Raw genomic sequence first — 15,836 nt, forward strand, 5'->3', positions numbered from 1 at the left:
CATGACACGACGGGGGAGGACGCGGATGCCACGCGCGGCGGCGCTGCTCGCGGCGGCGCTGCTCGTGCTGTCCGTGACCGCGTGCAGCGGCGGCACCAGCGAGAGGTACGGCCCCGGGGACGAGTTCCCGCCCGGCGGTGTTCCCTCGGCGATCGCGTGGCCGTCGGACTGGCTCGAAGGCACCGCGGGGGAGGAGATCCCCGGCATCGGCGGCGAAGTCGTCGCGATCCGCCTGGAGTACCGCGACGGCCATTGGATGTGGCGGGTCACGAGCGCCGATCCGGCGTACGACGGACTGGACGACGGGCTCTCCGACCCGAAGCGGGGCCGCGAGGCGCTGCTCGAAGGCGACACCAGAGAGCTGATCCAGGAGCACTACGTGACCCTCACCGAACTCGAGCTGAACGGTGCCGCGCCGGGCATCCTCATGGCGGCGAGGAACTCGGGCGAGACGTGGCCGAACCCGCGGGTCATCGAGCTGCGCGTCGTCGAGGCCGGCGGCTCCCCGGTGTGGGAGGCGACGATGTACGACGCGAACACCCGCGAGATCTCGGTCATCCAGATCGATCCCGCGGCTCCCGATCGGCTGTGACCGGCCCGTCTGCCGAGCTCTGGCAGGATGGGGGTGTGCGCCCATCCAGGAGACCCGCGGTCATCCGCGGGTTCGCCGCCGCCTCGACGGCGACATTCGTCGCCCTCGCCGCGCACGTCACCGCGGGCGGCGCGATGCCCGGGCCGCTGGGTGTGCTCGCTCCCTGGCTGCTCTCGCTCATGGTCTGCGTGCTGCTCGCCGGACGGAAGCTGTCGGCACTGCGGCTGTCGATCTCGGTGATCGTCAGCCAGCTGCTGTTCCACGGCCTGTTCGTGCTCGGCATGATCACGCCGACAGGCACGCTCGGCGGGCACGTGCACGGCACCGCCCTGCAGCTGCCCGAGACGACGGGCGTCGCCGCCCAACTGGTCGCCGACGGCAGCATGTGGTTCGGGCACGTGATCGCCGCGCTGCTCACGATCCTCGCGCTGCACCGGGGCGAGCGGATGCTGCTGGGGCTTCGCGATCTGGCCGTCCAGGCCGTGCGCTGGCTGCGCAGTCGCCTGGACGACGCGACTCCCGCTGCTCGGCCCACGGTTTCGGTGCCGCGCTGCGCATCTTCGGCGGAGGAGACTCTCCCCGCCGCTCCGTTCCTCTCTCTGCTCCGCGGCCGCGCGCCGCCGCTGCATCCGGCGATCTGATCCGCGCCGGCGGCCGCCCTCGGTCAGCCGGTGATCTCCGCGCGGATGCCGCTCCGGCATCCGGCGCTCTCCGTTTGCACGTTCGGTGCCGTACGACGGCGCCCGACGAGAGGTTCCATCTTCATGTCTCCCATCCGCACCATCACGGCGGGGATCGCGGCGGCTGCGCTCGCGATCCTCGCGACCGCCGTCCCCGCATCCGCGCACGACGAACTGCTCTCCAGCGATCCGGCCTCAGGGGCCGTTCTGGCCTCCGCGCCGAAGGAGGTGACCATGACCTTCTCCGGCGAGCTGCTGGTGCTGGAGGGCTCCGACGCGGGGGCGCGCGCCGCGGTCGTCGACCAGTCCGGCAAGGACTGGATCGACGGCGACATCGTCGTCCGCGGCGAGACCGTCACGATCCCGCTCGCCGACGGGATGCCCGATGCGGGCTACCAGGTGCGCTGGCAGGTCGTCTCCGAGGACGGGCACCCGATCGCCGGCGTCATCCCGTTCACGATCGGCGACGCGAAGCCGATGACGACCGAGACCCAGGCATCAGAGTCCCCGGCATCCGCAAGCCCGTCGCCCGCGGCGGCCGACGTCCAGAAGAAGGAGGATGCCGCGGGCGGACCGCCGCGTGCGCTCCTCTTCGGCATCGGCGGTGCGGTGATCGCCGCCGCCGGATACCTGCTGTATCTCGTCCTGCGCCGTCGCAGGCCGGCCGCGGCTGAAGCCGGCTCGGCGAGCGAGGAGGCGGACAAGTGAGCGTCACGATGACCGCACGCGTCGCGGCGCTGCTCGCCGCATCCGTCCTGCTGCTGACCGGCTGCGCGGCGCCCGGGACCGAGGAGCCTGCGGCGCGCACGGCGGGAGAGACGGTGACGATCGAGGACGCCTGGGCGAAGGCCGCCGACGAGGGCATGACCGCTGTGTTCGGCACGCTCGTGAACAAGGGCGGAGACGACGTCACCGTCGTCTCCGCGAAGACCGAGGCCGCTGAGATGACCGAGCTGCACGAGACCGTGCAGGGCGACGCGGGCGAGATGACCATGCGCCCCATTGAGGGCGGGCTGGCGCTGTCGCACGACGCGCGGGTGGCGCTCGAGCCCGGCGGCGACCACATCATGCTGATGGGGCTGACCGCACCGCTGAAGGCCGGCGATGAGGTGACCGTCACGCTCACCTTCTCGGACAAGTCCACGTACGAGTTCACGGCGCCCGTGAAGGACTACTCCGGCGCGAACGAGAACTACGACGAGGGCGGTGAGTGATGACGCGCTCCGGCGCGGGTGATCGCTCCGGCGCCACCCGGCGGCAGCTCCTGATCGGAGGGGCTGTCGCCGGGGTCGGCGCCGCTGCCGCGGTCGGCGCGGATCTGCTGATGAACCGAGCGGATGCCGCGGACGAGGCCGCGTCCGCGACGATGAGCGGCGAGCAGACGGTGCCTTTCCACGGCGTGCACCAGGCGGGGGTGGACACGGCCGCGCAGGCGCACGGTGTGTTCCTGGGGCTCGACCTGCATGACGGCGTGGACCGGGCGGCGCTGGGCCGGCTGATGCGCATCCTCACCGATGACGCGGCACGGCTCACCCAGGGGGCTGCCGCCCTGGCCGATTCCGAGCCCGAGCTGGCTACGTCGCCGGCCCGGCTCACGGTGACGTTCGGCTTCGGACCCCGCTTCGTCGCCGTGGCCGGAGGGGCGGGGCCGACGTGGCTCGCGCCTCTCCCGGCCTTCGGCATCGACCGGCTGCAGCCGGAGCTGTCCGGCGGGGACCTGTTCGTCCAGGTCGCCGGCGACGACCCGCTGACGGTCGCGCACGCCGTGCGGATGCTGCTCAAGGATGCCCGCGGCTTCGCCGCGCTGCGCTGGATGCAGCGCGGGTTCCGTCGTGCCTACGGGACCGAGCGCCCTGGCACGACGATGCGCAACCTGTTCGGGCAGGTCGACGGCACAGTGAACCCCGAGCCGGGGACGAAGGACTTCGACCGCGTCGTCTGGTCGGACGACGGGTGGCTGGCCGGCGGCACAGGCGTCGTGATCCGCCGCATCCGGATGGACCTGGACAAGTGGGACCGGCTGGACCGCGGCGGGAGGGAGACGTCCGTCGGGCGCACGCTCTCGAACGGCGCACCGCTGACTGGCGAGCGCGAGCACGACGAGCCCGACTTCGGGGCGACCACGTCGATCGGCTTCCCGGTCATTCCGTCGTACGCGCACATCCGCCGTGCCCGCGGTGAGGACGGGCAGCGCATCTTCCGGCGCGCGTACAACTACGACGAGCATCCGGACGGCGCCGGCGTCTCGGAGTCGGGGCTGATCTTCGTGGCCTTCCAGGCCGACGTCGAGAAGCAGTTCACGCCGATGCAGCGCCGGCTGGACGAGCTCGACCTGCTCAACGAGTGGACTGTGCCCATCGGCTCGGCCGTGTTCGCGGTGCCGCCCGGATGCCGCGAGGGCGGGTTCATCGGGGAGACGCTTCTGGCCTGAGCAGCCCTCGCACACGAGAAACCACCTCCCGCGTGAGAGACCACGTGGCGGGTGGTTTCTCGTGCGGAAGGTGGTTTCTCGGTGAGATGCGGCTTACAGGCTCAGCCCGTGGCCGAACCGGAACAGCGGATCCTCGGTGTCGAACGGCACGTCGGGGCGGGACGCCTCCACGGCCGACATCGACCGGGGCACGTCGAAGGGCAGGCGGCCCTGTGCCGGGTGAGCGCCGGTGAGCACGTCGAGCAGCGCCTCCGCGCTGGACCCCCAGTTCGCGACGACCGCGTCGGCGGAGTCCACGATCGGCGCGAGGATGGCTGGGCGATCAAGGAACACGTCCACCACTGTCGGCACGGCGGCGCACACCTCGGCGACGTGCGCGAGCACGTCCTCGGGGAAGTCCAGCGAACCGGCGTGGAAGAAGTTCTCGAACATCGATGCGCGCTGCTCGTACGGCGCCTGGAGCCGCAGGATCGCGACATCCGCCTCGGCCGGCGTGGCGACGACCGTGCCGTAGCGCGCGGCGACCTCGTCGGCGATGCCCTCGACGTACAGCTTCGCGCCGCCCGCGATCGGCAGCGCACCGCCGTTGGAGAGCACCGTGACCGACTTTCGCTGCGCGGCATCGCCGGCGGCGCGGAACTCCGCAGAGCCCACGACGATGTCCGCTGCCGAGACATCCACATACGGGTTCTCGAACAGCCCGAGCTCGAACTTCTCGCGCAGCAGACGGGCCGCCGAGACGTCGAGGCGCTCCTCGGAGACGGCGCCCGATCGCACCAGCTCGATGAGCATCCCGGGCTCCTGCTCACCGCCGAACTGGTCGGCACCGGCATCGAGGATCTTCGTCATCCGTTCGGCGGGGGTGAGGTGCTCGACGCCCCAGGCCCGAGCAGAGAAGTCGGTGCCCATGATCGGCTGATCGGTGATGAGGCCCCAGTCGGTGCAGACGATGCCGTCGAAGCCGAACCGCTCGCGCAGAAGGCCGGTGAGCACGCCCTTGTTGAAGCCGAAGCCGACTTCCTCGTACTCGGTGCCGACCGGCATCCCGTAGTAGGGCATGATCTGGCGGCCTCCGGCGGCGAAGACCGCCTCGAAGGGCTTCAGGTGGTGCTCGAAGTTGTCGCCGGGGTAGACCTGCTCGCGGCCGTAGTCGAAGTGCGGATCCTCGCCGTCCTTCTGGGGGCCTCCGCCGGGGAAGTGCTTCGTCATCGTGGACACCGAACCGGGACCGAACGAGGCGCCCTGGAAGCCGCGCACGTAGGCGGCGCCCAGCTCGCCCGACAGGTCCGCATCCTCTCCGAAGGTCTGCAGCTGGCGGGCCCAGCGCGACTCGGTCGCGAGGTCGACCTGCGGATGCAGCGCGACGCGGATGCCCACGGCGGTGTACTCCTGGCGGGCGATCTCGCCGAAGCGCTCGACGAGATCGGCGTCCTGTGTGGCGGCCAGCCCGAGCGGTTCCGGCCACTGCGAGAACGGGCCGGAGAGGATCGATGCTCCGGGGTTCTCGCTGAACGAGTGCCGCGGGTCGGTCGAGATCGTCACGGGGATGCCGAGCCGGGTGGATGCCGCGAGCTTCTGCAGCCGGTTGTACCAGGCCGCCATCTCGGACGCCTTCGGGGCGGCGCCCAGCAGGTTGAAGTGGGTCATGTGCAGGTCGTGCACATGGTGCCGGTTCGACGGGATGCCGAACTCCTCGCTGCCCTCGGAGAGCGCCCCGCCTTCGCCCATCATGATCATCGTGTGGAAGAAGAGACCGGCCTTCTCCTCGAGGGTCATGGCGTCCAGCAGCAACCGGACGCGCTCCTCGGTGGGCAGGTCGGCGTCGAGCCAGGGCTTGTCGATATGCGTCATTTCACTCCCTTGATGCGGTAGACGAGGACGGCGCCGAGGAACGCGACGAGCGCGCCGAACAGGTAGTACACCGTGTAGCCGCCCAGTGGCGTGAGCGCGCCGAGCGCGATGATGCCGGGTGCGATCGCCGGGGCGATGGACTGCGGGAGGGCGTTGGCGATGTTCAGCACGCCGAGGTCCTTCGCCGTGTCGTCGGGGTTCGGCAGCACCTGGGTGGCCAGGGCCAGGTCGACGGCGAAGAACGAGCCGGCGCCGAAGCCGATGATGCCCTGCGCGACGATCAGAGTGGTCACGTCGGGGGCGAACGCGAGCAGCACGAGCCCTGCGACCATGATGATCCCGGCGAGGGCGACGAACGGGCGGCGCTTGCCGAACCTGTCGGACAGCCAGCCGCCGAGCGGGCTGGAGACCATCATCGCGGCCATCGACGCGACGTTGGCGATGAGGATGGTGGTGATCGCCTCCTGCTCGCCGAGCTGGAACTTCTCGGTCAGGTAGAACGGCAGGAAGGTGGCGATGCCGGCGTAGCCGAACATCACGAAGAACTTCGTCAGCCAGGTCCAGCCGAAGTCGGGGTGCTTCACCGGGTTGAACACGAACGATCCGAAGAACATCTTCAGAGTGAACCGCTCGGTGGGCTTCTCGGTGCGCACGCGATCGCGCAGCATCAGCGAGAACAGCACGGCGAGGGCGACGGCGATCACGGCCGGGACGATGAAGCGCAGGAAGTCCGCGCTGATGAAGTTGATCAGGAAGCTGCCGGCCAGGATGCCGAGCGGCGTGGTGATGCCGACGATGCCGGAGACCTTCCCGCGCTCCTCGGGCGGCACCTGGTCGGGGAGCGTCGCGTTGGCCGCAGCGAGCGTGGCGTTCATCGCGGTCTGTGCGATGCACCAGCCGAGCAGCACGACCCACACCGAGGTGGCGACGCCGATCAGCACGAATCCGCCGAGGCCGACGAGCGCGCCGCCGAGGACCCAGGGGCGGCGCATGCCCCAGCGCGACGTGGTGCGGTCGGACAGTCGGCCGGCCAGCGGATTCGCGATGAGGGCGAACAGGGCGCCGACGCCCAGCACGAGTCCGAGGTTGCCGGTGGCCTCTTCCGGAGAGGCGCTGATGTGCTGGATCTTGAACGCCATCGAGACGAGCACGGGTGTGAGCAGGGCGAGGAACACGCCGAAGTTGGCTCCGGCGAGGCCGAAGGCGTAGCCGCGCGGCGCCTTCCGAGGGGTGGTTCCTGGGGCCTTGAAGCCGGTTGTGCCGGCGGCCGCGGAAGTCGCGGCCGGCGTGATGTCGGTCATTCGGGTCTCTCCTTCTCGGCGTCGTCGTCGGCACCGGTGAGATGCATGCTATCGAATAAACCCGACCAAGTGGTAACAATAATTGACCGCATGGTCACGACACTGACATCGGTATCGTGGAGCTGAGCTCCGGACCTGCGGCGGATGCCGGGAGCGGAGGAGATCATGGCGACCAGGAGTGCGGCGGTGGCGGCCGCGCCGACGGCGCGCGGTCGACTGCGGCGTGCGCAGATCCTCGAGGCCGCGCTGGGGCTGTTCGCCGAGCGCGGGTACAACGCCGTCTCGCTGCGCGACATCGCCGCGGCCAGTGGGATCACGCACCCGGGACTTCTCCGGCACTTCCAGACGAAGCCCGACATCCTCGAGGCCGTGATCGAGGATGTCGAGGCGCGGACCGGCGCGCTGTGGAGCGGGGTGCCCGCCGGGGAGCGTCGGTCGGCGATCATCCAGCGCTGGAACGAGGAGGACCCCGCGCGCGCCGGGCTGATCGCCATGCTGGCCGGCGAGGCCGGACCGGACGGGCATCCCGCACACGATCGCATCGCGGCCCGGTACCGACGGGTGCGTGCGCTCACCGTCGACGAGTTCCGTGCGCGTGAGGCGAGAGGCGACCTGCTTCCCGGGGTCGACGTCACGGGCGCCGCCGTCGAGCTGCTCGCGGGATGGGACGGCCTCGGCCTGATCGCGCACTACCTGCCGATCGACATCGGCGCGGCCCTGGAGCTTCGCGAGGCGCAGCTGTCCGAAGCGCCGACGGGGGAGCCGCATCCGGCATCCGCCGCGGAGCTGCCCGACCTCATCGCCGCCGTCGATCCTGACGACCTCGGCAGCATCCGCCGCGACCAGATCGTCGCCGACGCCATGGCCCTGTTCGCCGAGCGCGGCTACCTCGCCACCAGCATGCAGGACATCGCCGACCGGGTCGGTGTGTCGAAGGCGGCACTGTTCCACCACTATCCGTCCAAGACCGATCTGCTCACGGCGGTGCTCGCCGCGCGCGACGCCGAGATCGGTCAGCTCGGCACCGCGCGCCCGCTCGCCACGGCGGCCGGGGCGCTGCGCGACGCCGTCGCCGGTGCCCGCCGCAACGCGGCCGAGCGTCCTGGTCTCATCGAGATCTACGCCGTGCTGTCGTGCGAGGCAGCGGCGCCGTCGCATCCTGCGCATGCGTACTTCTCCGCGCGCTTCGCTCGCGTGCTCGACTACTTCGCCGCGCTGTTCCGTGCGGCGGCGGAGGAGGGATCGCTGCGGCCGGGGCTCGATCCCGATGCCGAGGCGCGCTGGTTCGTCGCGCTCTGGGACGGACTGCAGTTCCAGTGGATGTACGACCCCGACGAGGTCTCGATCGACGAGCATCTGTCGGCACATCTCGATCGCGTGCTGGTCGAAGGGCACTGACGATGAGCATCCCCGCCGATCCGGTGCCGGTTCCCGAGCTCGTGCGCGACCTCGCCCGTGGCGCCGCGCTGGAGTGCGTGTGGATCAACGGCGCGGGCGGGAAGACCTTCCGCGCGACTCCCGCCGACGGCGACGTCTTCTATATCAAGTGGGGGCCGCGGGGCGACGAGACCACGATGCGCGCCGAGGCCGAGCGGATGACGTGGGCGGCGCGCTGGATCCGCACGCCCGCGGTGCTCGACCAGGGCGAGGATGACACGCACGAGTGGCTGGTCACCGCCGCCATCGACGGCGAGAGCGCGGTCGCGCCGCGCTGGATCGCCGAGCCCGCCACCGCGGTGCGCGCGGTGGGCGAGGGCCTCCGGATGCTGCATGACGCCCTTCCGGTCGAAGAATGCCCGTGGGACTGGGGCGTGCCGTCGCGGATCACCAACGCGGCGGTGCGCGGCATCCGGGTGCCCGAGCATCTGCAGGACGCGCCGTCGGTGGACAGGCTGGTCGTCTGCCACGCCGACGCGTGCTGCCCGAACACGCTGCTCGCCGACGACGGGAGCGCGCTGGCGTTCGTCGACCTCGGCGCGCTCGGGACAGCCGACCGCTGGGCCGACATCGCGGTCGCGTCGATGAGCACCGAGTGGAACTACGGCCCCGGCTGGGAGGACGCGCTGATCGAGGCGTACGGCGTCGAGCCCGACCGCGAGCGCCTGGCGTACTACCGCGATCTGTGGAACGCGACCTGAGGATCGGCCTGCCGTAGGCTCGCATCGACAGGTTCCTCGCGATAGTACTCAGAACCACATAAGCTGGGACTCAGTCGCACGCCGCCGTTCGAAGGAGAACAAGATGCAGATCAGCGGAGCCGGCGCCCTCGTCACGGGCGGCGCCAGCGGACTCGGGCTCGCCACAGCCCGTCGACTCGCCGCCGCGGGCGCCCAGGTCACGATCGTCGACCTGCCGAACTCGGCCGGTGCCGAGATCGCCGCCGAGCTGGGCGGATTCTTCGCGCCCGCCGACGTCACCGACGTCGACCAGGTGCGCGCTGCGGTCGCAGAATCGCTCGACCCGCTGCGCATCGTGGTCAACTGCGCGGGCATCGCCCCGCCCGCGAAGGTGCTCGACCGCGACGGCAACCCCGCCGACCTCGCGGCCTTCGAGCGGATCATCCGGATCAACCTCGTCGGCACCTTCAATGTCATCTCGCAGGCCGCCGCCGTGATCTCGAGGACCGATCCCACCGAGAGCGGCGACCGCGGTGTGATCATCAACACCGCCAGCGTCGCGGCGTTCGATGGTCAGATCGGGCAGCCCGCCTACTCGGCGTCGAAGGGCGGCGTGCACGCGATGACGCTGCCGATCGCCCGCGAGCTCGCGCGCTACGGCATCCGGGTCTGCACGATCGCCCCGGGCATCATGGAGACCCCCATGCTCGCAGGTCTCCCGGAGGCCGCGCAGGAGTCGCTCGGCCAGCAGGTGCCGTACCCGGCCCGCCTGGGCAGGCCCGACGAGTACGCAGCCCTCGCGCAGAGCATCGTCGAGAACGGCTATCTGAACGGCGAGACCATCCGACTCGACGGCGCCATCCGCATGGCGCCGAAATGACCCACGACCAAGGAGCATCCATGAGCCTCGCAGGCAAGACCATCCTGATGTCCGGCGGCAGCCGAGGCATCGGCCTCGCGATCGCCCTGCGGGCGGCGGCCGACGGCGCGAACATCGCGCTGATGGCCAAGACCGACACCCCGCATCCGAAGCTCGAGGGCACGGTGCACTCCGCCGCCGAGCAGATCCGTGCGGCGGGCGGCCAGGCGCTGCCGATCGTCGGCGACGTGCGCAACGACGACGACATCACCGAGGCGGTCATGAAGACCGCGGGTGAGTTCGGCGGCATCGACATCGTGATCAACAACGCCAGCGTGATCGATCTGTCGGGCTCCCTCGACCTCGCCGCGAAGAAGTACGACCTCATGCAGGACGTCAACGTGCGCGGCACGTTCATGCTCTCGCGCACTGCCGTGCCGGTGCTGCGCGAGTCGGCCAACCCGCACATCCTGTCGCTCTCGCCGCCGCTGAACCTGTCGCCGCGCTGGCTCGGCGCGCACACCGGCTACACGATGGCGAAGTACGGCATGACGATGGCGACGCTCGGGCTGGCGGCCGAATTCGCGGATGCCGGCATCGCGGCCAACACGCTCTGGCCGCGAACCACCATCGCGACCGCCGCCGTGCAGTTCGCCCTCGGCGGCGACCGCATGATGAAGGTCAGCCGCACGCCCGAGATCTACGCGGATGCCGCCTACCAGGTCATCTCCGCGCCCGCGGCGCAGCGCACCGGCCAGACGCTCATCGTCGAGGACGTGCTCGAAGAGGCGGGCGTCACCGACTTCTCCGGCTACGCCGCCGTGCCCGGCACCCCCGACGAGGCGCTGTTCCCGGACATCTTCCTGGACTGACGCGGCGTTCATCCGGGCGCGGGCATCAGATGCCCGCGCCCGGAGCTACTTCGCGACGAGTGTCGTCGCGAACGAATACATGTCGGGGCGGTAGCAGTGGTGCCCGTACTCGACCGCTGCCCCTGACTGGTCGAAGGACACGCGCTCCATCGTCAGCACGGGGCCGCCTTCGTCGATCTCGAGCAGTTCGTGTTCGTCATCCTGCGCGCGGCGCGCGCCGATCTTCTGCTTGGCGACGCTGATCGCCACACCGCGCGCGCGGAGGATCTGATAGAGCCCGCGGCTCTCCAGCTGCTCGACGGAGATCCCCGCGAGGGACGCCGGCAGGTGGTTCTCCATCACGGCGACAGGCACGCCGTCCGTGCTGCGGCGGCGTCGCAGCCTGAGCACCTCGTCGCCGGTGGCGATGCCGAGCGCCTCGGCCACAGCTGCCGAGGCGGGGATGACCTCGTGCACCAGGACCTGGGTTCCGGGCTCGTGATGCGCACTCTGAAGGTCGTCGAACAGGCTGGTCAACTCGACCTGGCGGGTGACGGACCCCTGCACGACCTGCGTTCCGACGCCTCGCCGTCGTACGAGCATCCCCTTGTCCACGAGCTCCTGGATCGCGCGACGGACGGTCGGGCGCGAGACGCCGAGCTGCTCCGCGATCGAGATCTCGTTCTCCAGGCGTGCCCCGGACGGGATCTCGCCGGAGCGGATCGCCGACTGCAGCCTGGTCGACACCTGGAAGTAAAGCGGTACCGGCCCGGTCCGATCGATGTCGGCGAACAGCTCATTCGGCCAGTAGGCGGTGTCCTCAGCCATCAGACCTCCCCTCAGCAGGTCACATTGTAGAGACAACATTATGTGCCACGTCGTTCGGCGGCACAACGCAGGTTTTCATGTCTCGTTCACTGCTTCGCCACCGTGATGAAACTCTCTTGTGCTCTGATGAGAATGTCAGTAGGTTCGGACAAACCGGGATACGACGACGTGCCCTGCGTCGCCTTGTTCACCCGGACCGATCACCGGTCCCTGCATCGAGGAGTGTGCAATGAAGCGATCAACTGGATTGGCCGCCGTCGCGCTTATCGCGACGGCGACACTGGCCCTCGCGGGCTGTGTCCAGAAATCCGGCGGAGGCGACAGCGGAGGTGAAGGCGACAAGTCCGTCACGGTCTTCGTCAGTGGTGACACCAACGTGCAGGATCTCTGGCAGAAGGGCCTCGTCCCCGCCTTCGAGAAGGCCAACCCCGGGTACAAGGTGAAGGTCGACTTCGACCTTCACGGTCAGCACGATCAGCAGACCGTCGCCAAAGTCACCGCCGCCACCGTTCAGAAGCGCGACCCGGGCATCGACCTGATCGACGGCGGGTTCGTCGCGCAGCTGGCTGAAGGCGACCTCCTGCAGTCCGTCGGCGAGAAAGAGGTGCCCAACCTCAAGACGGTGCCGGACGGGATCATGAAGGCCGCGGTGAAGGACACGGTCCCGTACCGTGCATCCTCGGTCCTGCTGGCCTACAACGCGAAGGAGGTTCCGACGCCCCCGAAGACGCTCGACGACCTGCTCAGTTGGATCAAGCAGCACCCGGGCAAGTTCACCTACAACTCGGGCGGCACCGGCGGCAGCGGCGACGCCTTCGTCACGACGGTCCTCGACAAGGGCGTCCCCGAGGACGACAGGGCGAAGATGGCCGTCGAGTACGTCCCCGAGCTCGAGACCGAGTGGGATGCCGGATTCGAGACGCTGCGTGGCCTCAACCCCTACGTCTACCAGAAGGGCGTGTATCCGAACGGCAACAACGGAACCCTGGAGCTGCTCTCCAGCGGTCAGATCTGGATGACGCCGGTGTGGTCCGACCAGTTCGTGTCGGGCGTCGAGAGCGGACAGATCCCCGAGGACACAGCCACGACGCAGATCTCCGACCCCTCGTTCACCGGTGGGGCATCACTGCTCGGCATCCCGAAGGCGAGCAAGCACGTCGAGGCCGCGCAGAAACTCGCCGACTGGGTGCTCACGCCCGAGGCGCAGGAGATCGTCTCGACGCAGGTTTCCGGATACCCGGTCATCGAGCTCTCGCTGCTGCCGGAGGACACCCAGAAGAAGTTCGCCGACGCCGACATCGCAAACCTGCGGCCGCCCTACTACGAGCAGATGGGGGCCGACATGGCGAAGCTCTGGGCGCAGAAGGTGCCGGGGAAGTAACCCGACAGATGTCCGAGAACTCACGCGACTCGAAGCGCGGCCGTCGCGGCCGTGGGGCGGCAGACGCCCCACGGCTGTCGAAGGCCGGCTTCTTCATGGCCCTTCCGCCCATCCTGATCGTCCTGCTCTTCGTGGGTGTACCGGTGGTCGTGGCTCTGGCATTCACTCTCGGGTTCACCGGCGGCCTGAACGAGATCGTCTCCCTCGTCGGCCAGAACGTGCACTCCGCCGACAACTGGTGGGGCACTCTCGCGGCCTGGGCCGATGTCTTCGGCGACGACCAGTTCCGGTCCAACCTGATCGTCACAGTGCTCGTCACCATCGTCAGCACGGCCGTGGTGCTGTTCATGGCGATCGGTATCGGGCTGTACCTCAGGCTGCGCGGCGGCTGGTTGGCGAACCTTCTCTCCGCGCTAGCCGTCGTGCCGCTGTTCATCCCGGTGGTCATCGCGTCGTGGGCGATCCTCACGTTCTACTCGGCGGACGGTTTCATCCGCAGCGTGCTCGCCACGATCGGCGTGGAAGGGCCGGTCTGGGGATACACCGTCGTCGCGATCGTCATCGGCTCGGTGTGGACCTCGCTGCCATTCGCAGTGCTCATGGTCGCCTCCGGTCTGCAGAGCATCCCCGACGCGATCATCGAGGCGGCGCGCGATGCGGGCGCCGGGTTCCTGAGGATCGTGTTCTCCATCCTCATCCCGATGGCGTTCGTGCCCATCGTCATCGCAGCGACGTTCACGGCCATCGGCGTCATCGGCTCGTTCACCGTGCCGTACTTCACAGGGCCGAACGCGCCGACGATGCTCGGCGTGATGCTCACCAGTTACTTCACCTCGTACAACGAGCCGCAGCAGTCCATCGTCATGGCGTTCACGATCTTCATCGCGGCATCCGCGATCGGCGCGTTCTACGTCTGGGCGAACTTCCGCAGTGCCAAAGATCAAGGGAGGGTGTGATGGCCACCCAGGAGGTCGCGACCGCGAACGTCGCTCCGCTGGCGACCACAGAAGTGCTGCGCACGCACACGCCGCAGGAGAGCTTCGGCGGGGCGAGAGAGAGGGCCGCGCGCATCGGCGGGCGAGCACTCGTCGTGCTCTTCGCCGTGTTCATGATCCTGTTCATCCTGGGGCCGCTGCTCTGGCTCGCGGTGCGCGCGTTCGCGACGAACTGGACCTACCCCAATCTCTTCCCCGACGGATGGACGCTGAAGTGGTGGGGGACCGTGTTCAGTGACGAGGCCCTCGGCGCCGCCGTGCAGAACTCGCTGGTCATCACGCCGATCGTGGTGCTGTGCTCCGCGGTGATCTGTCTGCCCGCCGCGTATGCGTTCGCTCGGCATGACTTCTTCGCACGGCGGACGTTCCTCATCGGGCTGTTCGCCACGAACGCGTTCCCGAAGATGGGGCTCTTCGCCACGCTCGCATCCATGTTCTTCGCCCTGAACCTGATGAACACGGTGCTCGGCATCGTCATCGTGCAGGTCCTCGGAACGATCGTGTTCATGACATGGATTCCTGCGGCGGCCTTCAGCGCCGTTCCGCGGAGCCTCGAGGAAGCCGCACGGGATGCGGGTGCGGGGCGGATCCGGGTGTTCTTCTCGGTGACTCTCCGAATGGCGCTTCCCGGCATCCTCGTCGCGGTGATCATGTCGTTCCTCGCCGCATTCGACGAGGCGCAGGGCACCTATCTCGTCGGGGCGCCGGACTACTTCACGATGCCCACTCAGATGTACTCCCTGGTGCTGAACTACCCCAAGCAGGTCGCGGCGGTGTTCTCCATCCTCCTGTCCATTCCCTCGGTCGTCCTCCTGCTTGCCGCTCGCAAGCACATCATGGGGGGCCAGCTGGCCGAGGGCTTCCAGATCCGATGACGAAGTGGTTTCGAACGTGATTGCAGAAGAAATGAAGGAAGCCGCACCGGGAGCCGAGGCTCCCGTCGGCGTCGCCGGCGTGGAGATCCGCGGACTGAACAAGATCCTCGGCGGGCGAACGATCATCGACGACCTCGACCTGCGCGTCGAGAAGGGCGAGCTGGTGTCCCTGCTCGGTCCCTCGGGGTGCGGCAAGACCACGACCCTGCGGATGGTCGCCGGATTCCTCGTGCCGGACACCGGAACGATCACCGTCGACGGCCGGGATGTGACCAGGCTCGGTGCCGAGAAACGGCCGAGCGCGATGGTGTTCCAGAACTACGCGCTCTGGCCGCACATGACGGTGTTCAAGAATGTCGCGTTCCCGCTGAAGATCCGGCGCACCTCGCCGGCGGAGCTCAAGGAGCGCACCGAGGCCGCACTGGAGCTGGTGAACCTCCTGCACCACCGCGATTCCCGGCCAGGGCAGATCTCGGGTGGTGAGCAGCAGCGGGTGGCTCTGGCGCGGGCTCTCGTCCAGGAGCCGAAACTGCTGCTGCTGGACGAGCCGCTCAGCAATCTCGACGCCAAGCTGCGCGTCAAGGTCCGGGAGGACATCCGCGAGATCCAGCAGCGTCTGGGCATCACCACGCTGATCGTCACCCACGATCAGGACGAGGCGATGAGCGTCTCGGACCGGATCGCCGTGATGAACGCCGGACGGATCGAGCAGTACAGCACCCCCGAGCAGCTGTACAGCAGACCCCAGACGATGTTCGTCGCATCGTTCATCGGTTCGATGAACAAGCTCGAGGGAACGGTGGTCGACGGTCGGCTGCGGGAGTCGGGCGACATCAGCGGTGTGCGCCCGGAGCACGTCGTGTTCACCGCGACGCCCGCGGATGGCGCGTTGCCGGCCGTCGTCGAGCGTGTCATCCCGCGCGGGCATTTCTTCGAACTGGTGCTCGCCCGCGAGGACGCGACGCTGCACGGCTATTTCACCGGTCGCCCGCCGGCCGTGGGAGATCGCGGGTTCGCCCGGATCACCGAGGCATTGACCTTCCGTGACGGCGTGCTCGTCGAGGAGGAGCAGTGA

At 69.0% G+C, this 15,836-nt stretch carries 16 protein-coding genes; 13 read left to right on the forward strand and 3 right to left on the reverse strand.

What is annotated here, in order from left to right:
• Position 1: 1 nt before the first annotated feature.
• The 5 genes from ACFVAE_RS13085 (at position 2) to ACFVAE_RS13105 (ending at position 3,703) form a co-directional block, all read left to right on the forward strand.
• Positions 2-592, forward strand: coding sequence for a hypothetical protein (locus ACFVAE_RS13085; protein WP_378892751.1), 591 nt, complete (start codon positions 2-4; stop codon positions 590-592).
• Between the two features lie 35 nt (positions 593-627).
• Positions 628-1,233, forward strand: a complete 606-nt coding sequence (locus ACFVAE_RS13090) for a hypothetical protein (protein ID WP_378892753.1) — start codon at positions 628-630, stop codon at positions 1,231-1,233.
• Between the two features lie 123 nt (positions 1,234-1,356).
• The gene (locus tag ACFVAE_RS13095) at positions 1,357-1,980 is read left to right on the forward strand and encodes a copper resistance protein CopC (RefSeq protein WP_378892756.1); all 624 of its coding nucleotides are present in this window, start codon (positions 1,357-1,359) and stop codon (positions 1,978-1,980) included.
• The gene (locus tag ACFVAE_RS13100) at positions 1,977-2,486 is read left to right on the forward strand and encodes a copper chaperone PCu(A)C (protein WP_378892759.1); all 510 of its coding nucleotides are present in this window, start codon (positions 1,977-1,979) and stop codon (positions 2,484-2,486) included. Before ACFVAE_RS13095 ends, ACFVAE_RS13100 begins: the two co-directional genes overlap by 4 nt.
• The gene (locus tag ACFVAE_RS13105) at positions 2,486-3,703 is read left to right on the forward strand and encodes a Dyp-type peroxidase (RefSeq protein WP_378892761.1); all 1,218 of its coding nucleotides are present in this window, start codon (positions 2,486-2,488) and stop codon (positions 3,701-3,703) included. The genes ACFVAE_RS13100 and ACFVAE_RS13105 overlap by 1 nt, the downstream gene beginning before the upstream one ends.
• A gap of 93 nt (positions 3,704-3,796) precedes the next feature.
• Here ACFVAE_RS13105 and ACFVAE_RS13110 read toward each other — a convergent pair whose 3' ends face one another.
• Both ACFVAE_RS13110 and ACFVAE_RS13115 read right to left on the reverse strand, forming a co-directional pair.
• Entirely contained in the window at positions 3,797-5,554 is a 1,758-nt protein-coding gene (locus ACFVAE_RS13110; protein WP_378892764.1) for a glycoside hydrolase family 3 protein, read from the reverse strand.
• On the reverse strand, positions 5,551-6,855 hold the full coding sequence (locus ACFVAE_RS13115; protein ID WP_378892767.1) for an MFS transporter: 1,305 nt from the start codon (positions 6,853-6,855) through the stop codon (positions 5,551-5,553). Before ACFVAE_RS13115 ends, ACFVAE_RS13110 begins: the two co-directional genes overlap by 4 nt.
• Positions 6,856-7,020: 165 nt before the next feature.
• Here ACFVAE_RS13115 and ACFVAE_RS13120 point away from each other — a divergent pair, with 165 nt between their 5' ends.
• The 4 genes from ACFVAE_RS13120 (at position 7,021) to ACFVAE_RS13135 (ending at position 10,703) form a co-directional block, all read left to right on the forward strand.
• The gene (locus ACFVAE_RS13120; protein ID WP_378892769.1) at positions 7,021-8,253 is read left to right on the forward strand and encodes a TetR/AcrR family transcriptional regulator; all 1,233 of its coding nucleotides are present in this window, start codon (positions 7,021-7,023) and stop codon (positions 8,251-8,253) included.
• Between the two features lie 2 nt (positions 8,254-8,255).
• Positions 8,256-8,993: a phosphotransferase gene (locus tag ACFVAE_RS13125; protein ID WP_378892772.1), complete on the forward strand. Its 738-nt coding sequence runs from the start codon at positions 8,256-8,258 to the stop codon at positions 8,991-8,993.
• Positions 8,994-9,096: 103 nt separating this feature from the next.
• Positions 9,097-9,852 (forward strand): SDR family NAD(P)-dependent oxidoreductase, encoded by a 756-nt coding sequence (locus tag ACFVAE_RS13130; protein ID WP_378892776.1) that lies wholly within the window; start codon positions 9,097-9,099, stop codon positions 9,850-9,852.
• A gap of 20 nt (positions 9,853-9,872) precedes the next feature.
• Positions 9,873-10,703 carry an SDR family oxidoreductase gene (locus tag ACFVAE_RS13135; RefSeq protein ID WP_378892778.1) on the forward strand — a complete coding sequence of 277 codons (831 nt, stop codon included), beginning with the start codon at positions 9,873-9,875 and terminating at the stop codon, positions 10,701-10,703.
• 45 nt (positions 10,704-10,748) lie between these two features.
• On the opposite strand, the gene ACFVAE_RS13140 is transcribed toward ACFVAE_RS13135, so the two are convergent.
• The gene (locus ACFVAE_RS13140; protein WP_378892781.1) at positions 10,749-11,510 is read right to left on the reverse strand and encodes a GntR family transcriptional regulator; all 762 of its coding nucleotides are present in this window, start codon (positions 11,508-11,510) and stop codon (positions 10,749-10,751) included.
• Positions 11,511-11,739: 229 nt separating this feature from the next.
• Here ACFVAE_RS13140 and ACFVAE_RS13145 point away from each other — a divergent pair, with 229 nt between their 5' ends.
• The 4 genes from ACFVAE_RS13145 to ACFVAE_RS13160 are packed head-to-tail and all read left to right on the forward strand — an operon-like array spanning position 11,740 to position 15,836.
• Positions 11,740-12,891: an extracellular solute-binding protein gene (locus tag ACFVAE_RS13145; RefSeq protein WP_378892784.1), complete on the forward strand. Its 1,152-nt coding sequence runs from the start codon at positions 11,740-11,742 to the stop codon at positions 12,889-12,891.
• An 8-nt stretch (positions 12,892-12,899) separates the two neighbouring features.
• Positions 12,900-13,847 carry an ABC transporter permease gene (locus ACFVAE_RS13150; RefSeq protein ID WP_378892786.1) on the forward strand — a complete coding sequence of 316 codons (948 nt, stop codon included), beginning with the start codon at positions 12,900-12,902 and terminating at the stop codon, positions 13,845-13,847.
• Complete coding sequence (locus ACFVAE_RS13155) at positions 13,847-14,761, forward strand: ABC transporter permease (RefSeq protein WP_378892788.1); 915 nt, start codon at positions 13,847-13,849, stop codon at positions 14,759-14,761. Before ACFVAE_RS13150 ends, ACFVAE_RS13155 begins: the two co-directional genes overlap by 1 nt.
• A 31-nt stretch (positions 14,762-14,792) precedes the next feature.
• A complete protein-coding gene (locus tag ACFVAE_RS13160; RefSeq protein ID WP_378892790.1) occupies positions 14,793-15,836 on the forward strand; it encodes an ABC transporter ATP-binding protein in 1,044 nt (347 codons plus the stop codon).

Source organism: Microbacterium sp. NPDC057659 (assembly GCF_042799915.1).
In the GTDB taxonomy this organism is placed as follows: domain Bacteria; phylum Actinomycetota; class Actinomycetes; order Actinomycetales; family Microbacteriaceae; genus Microbacterium.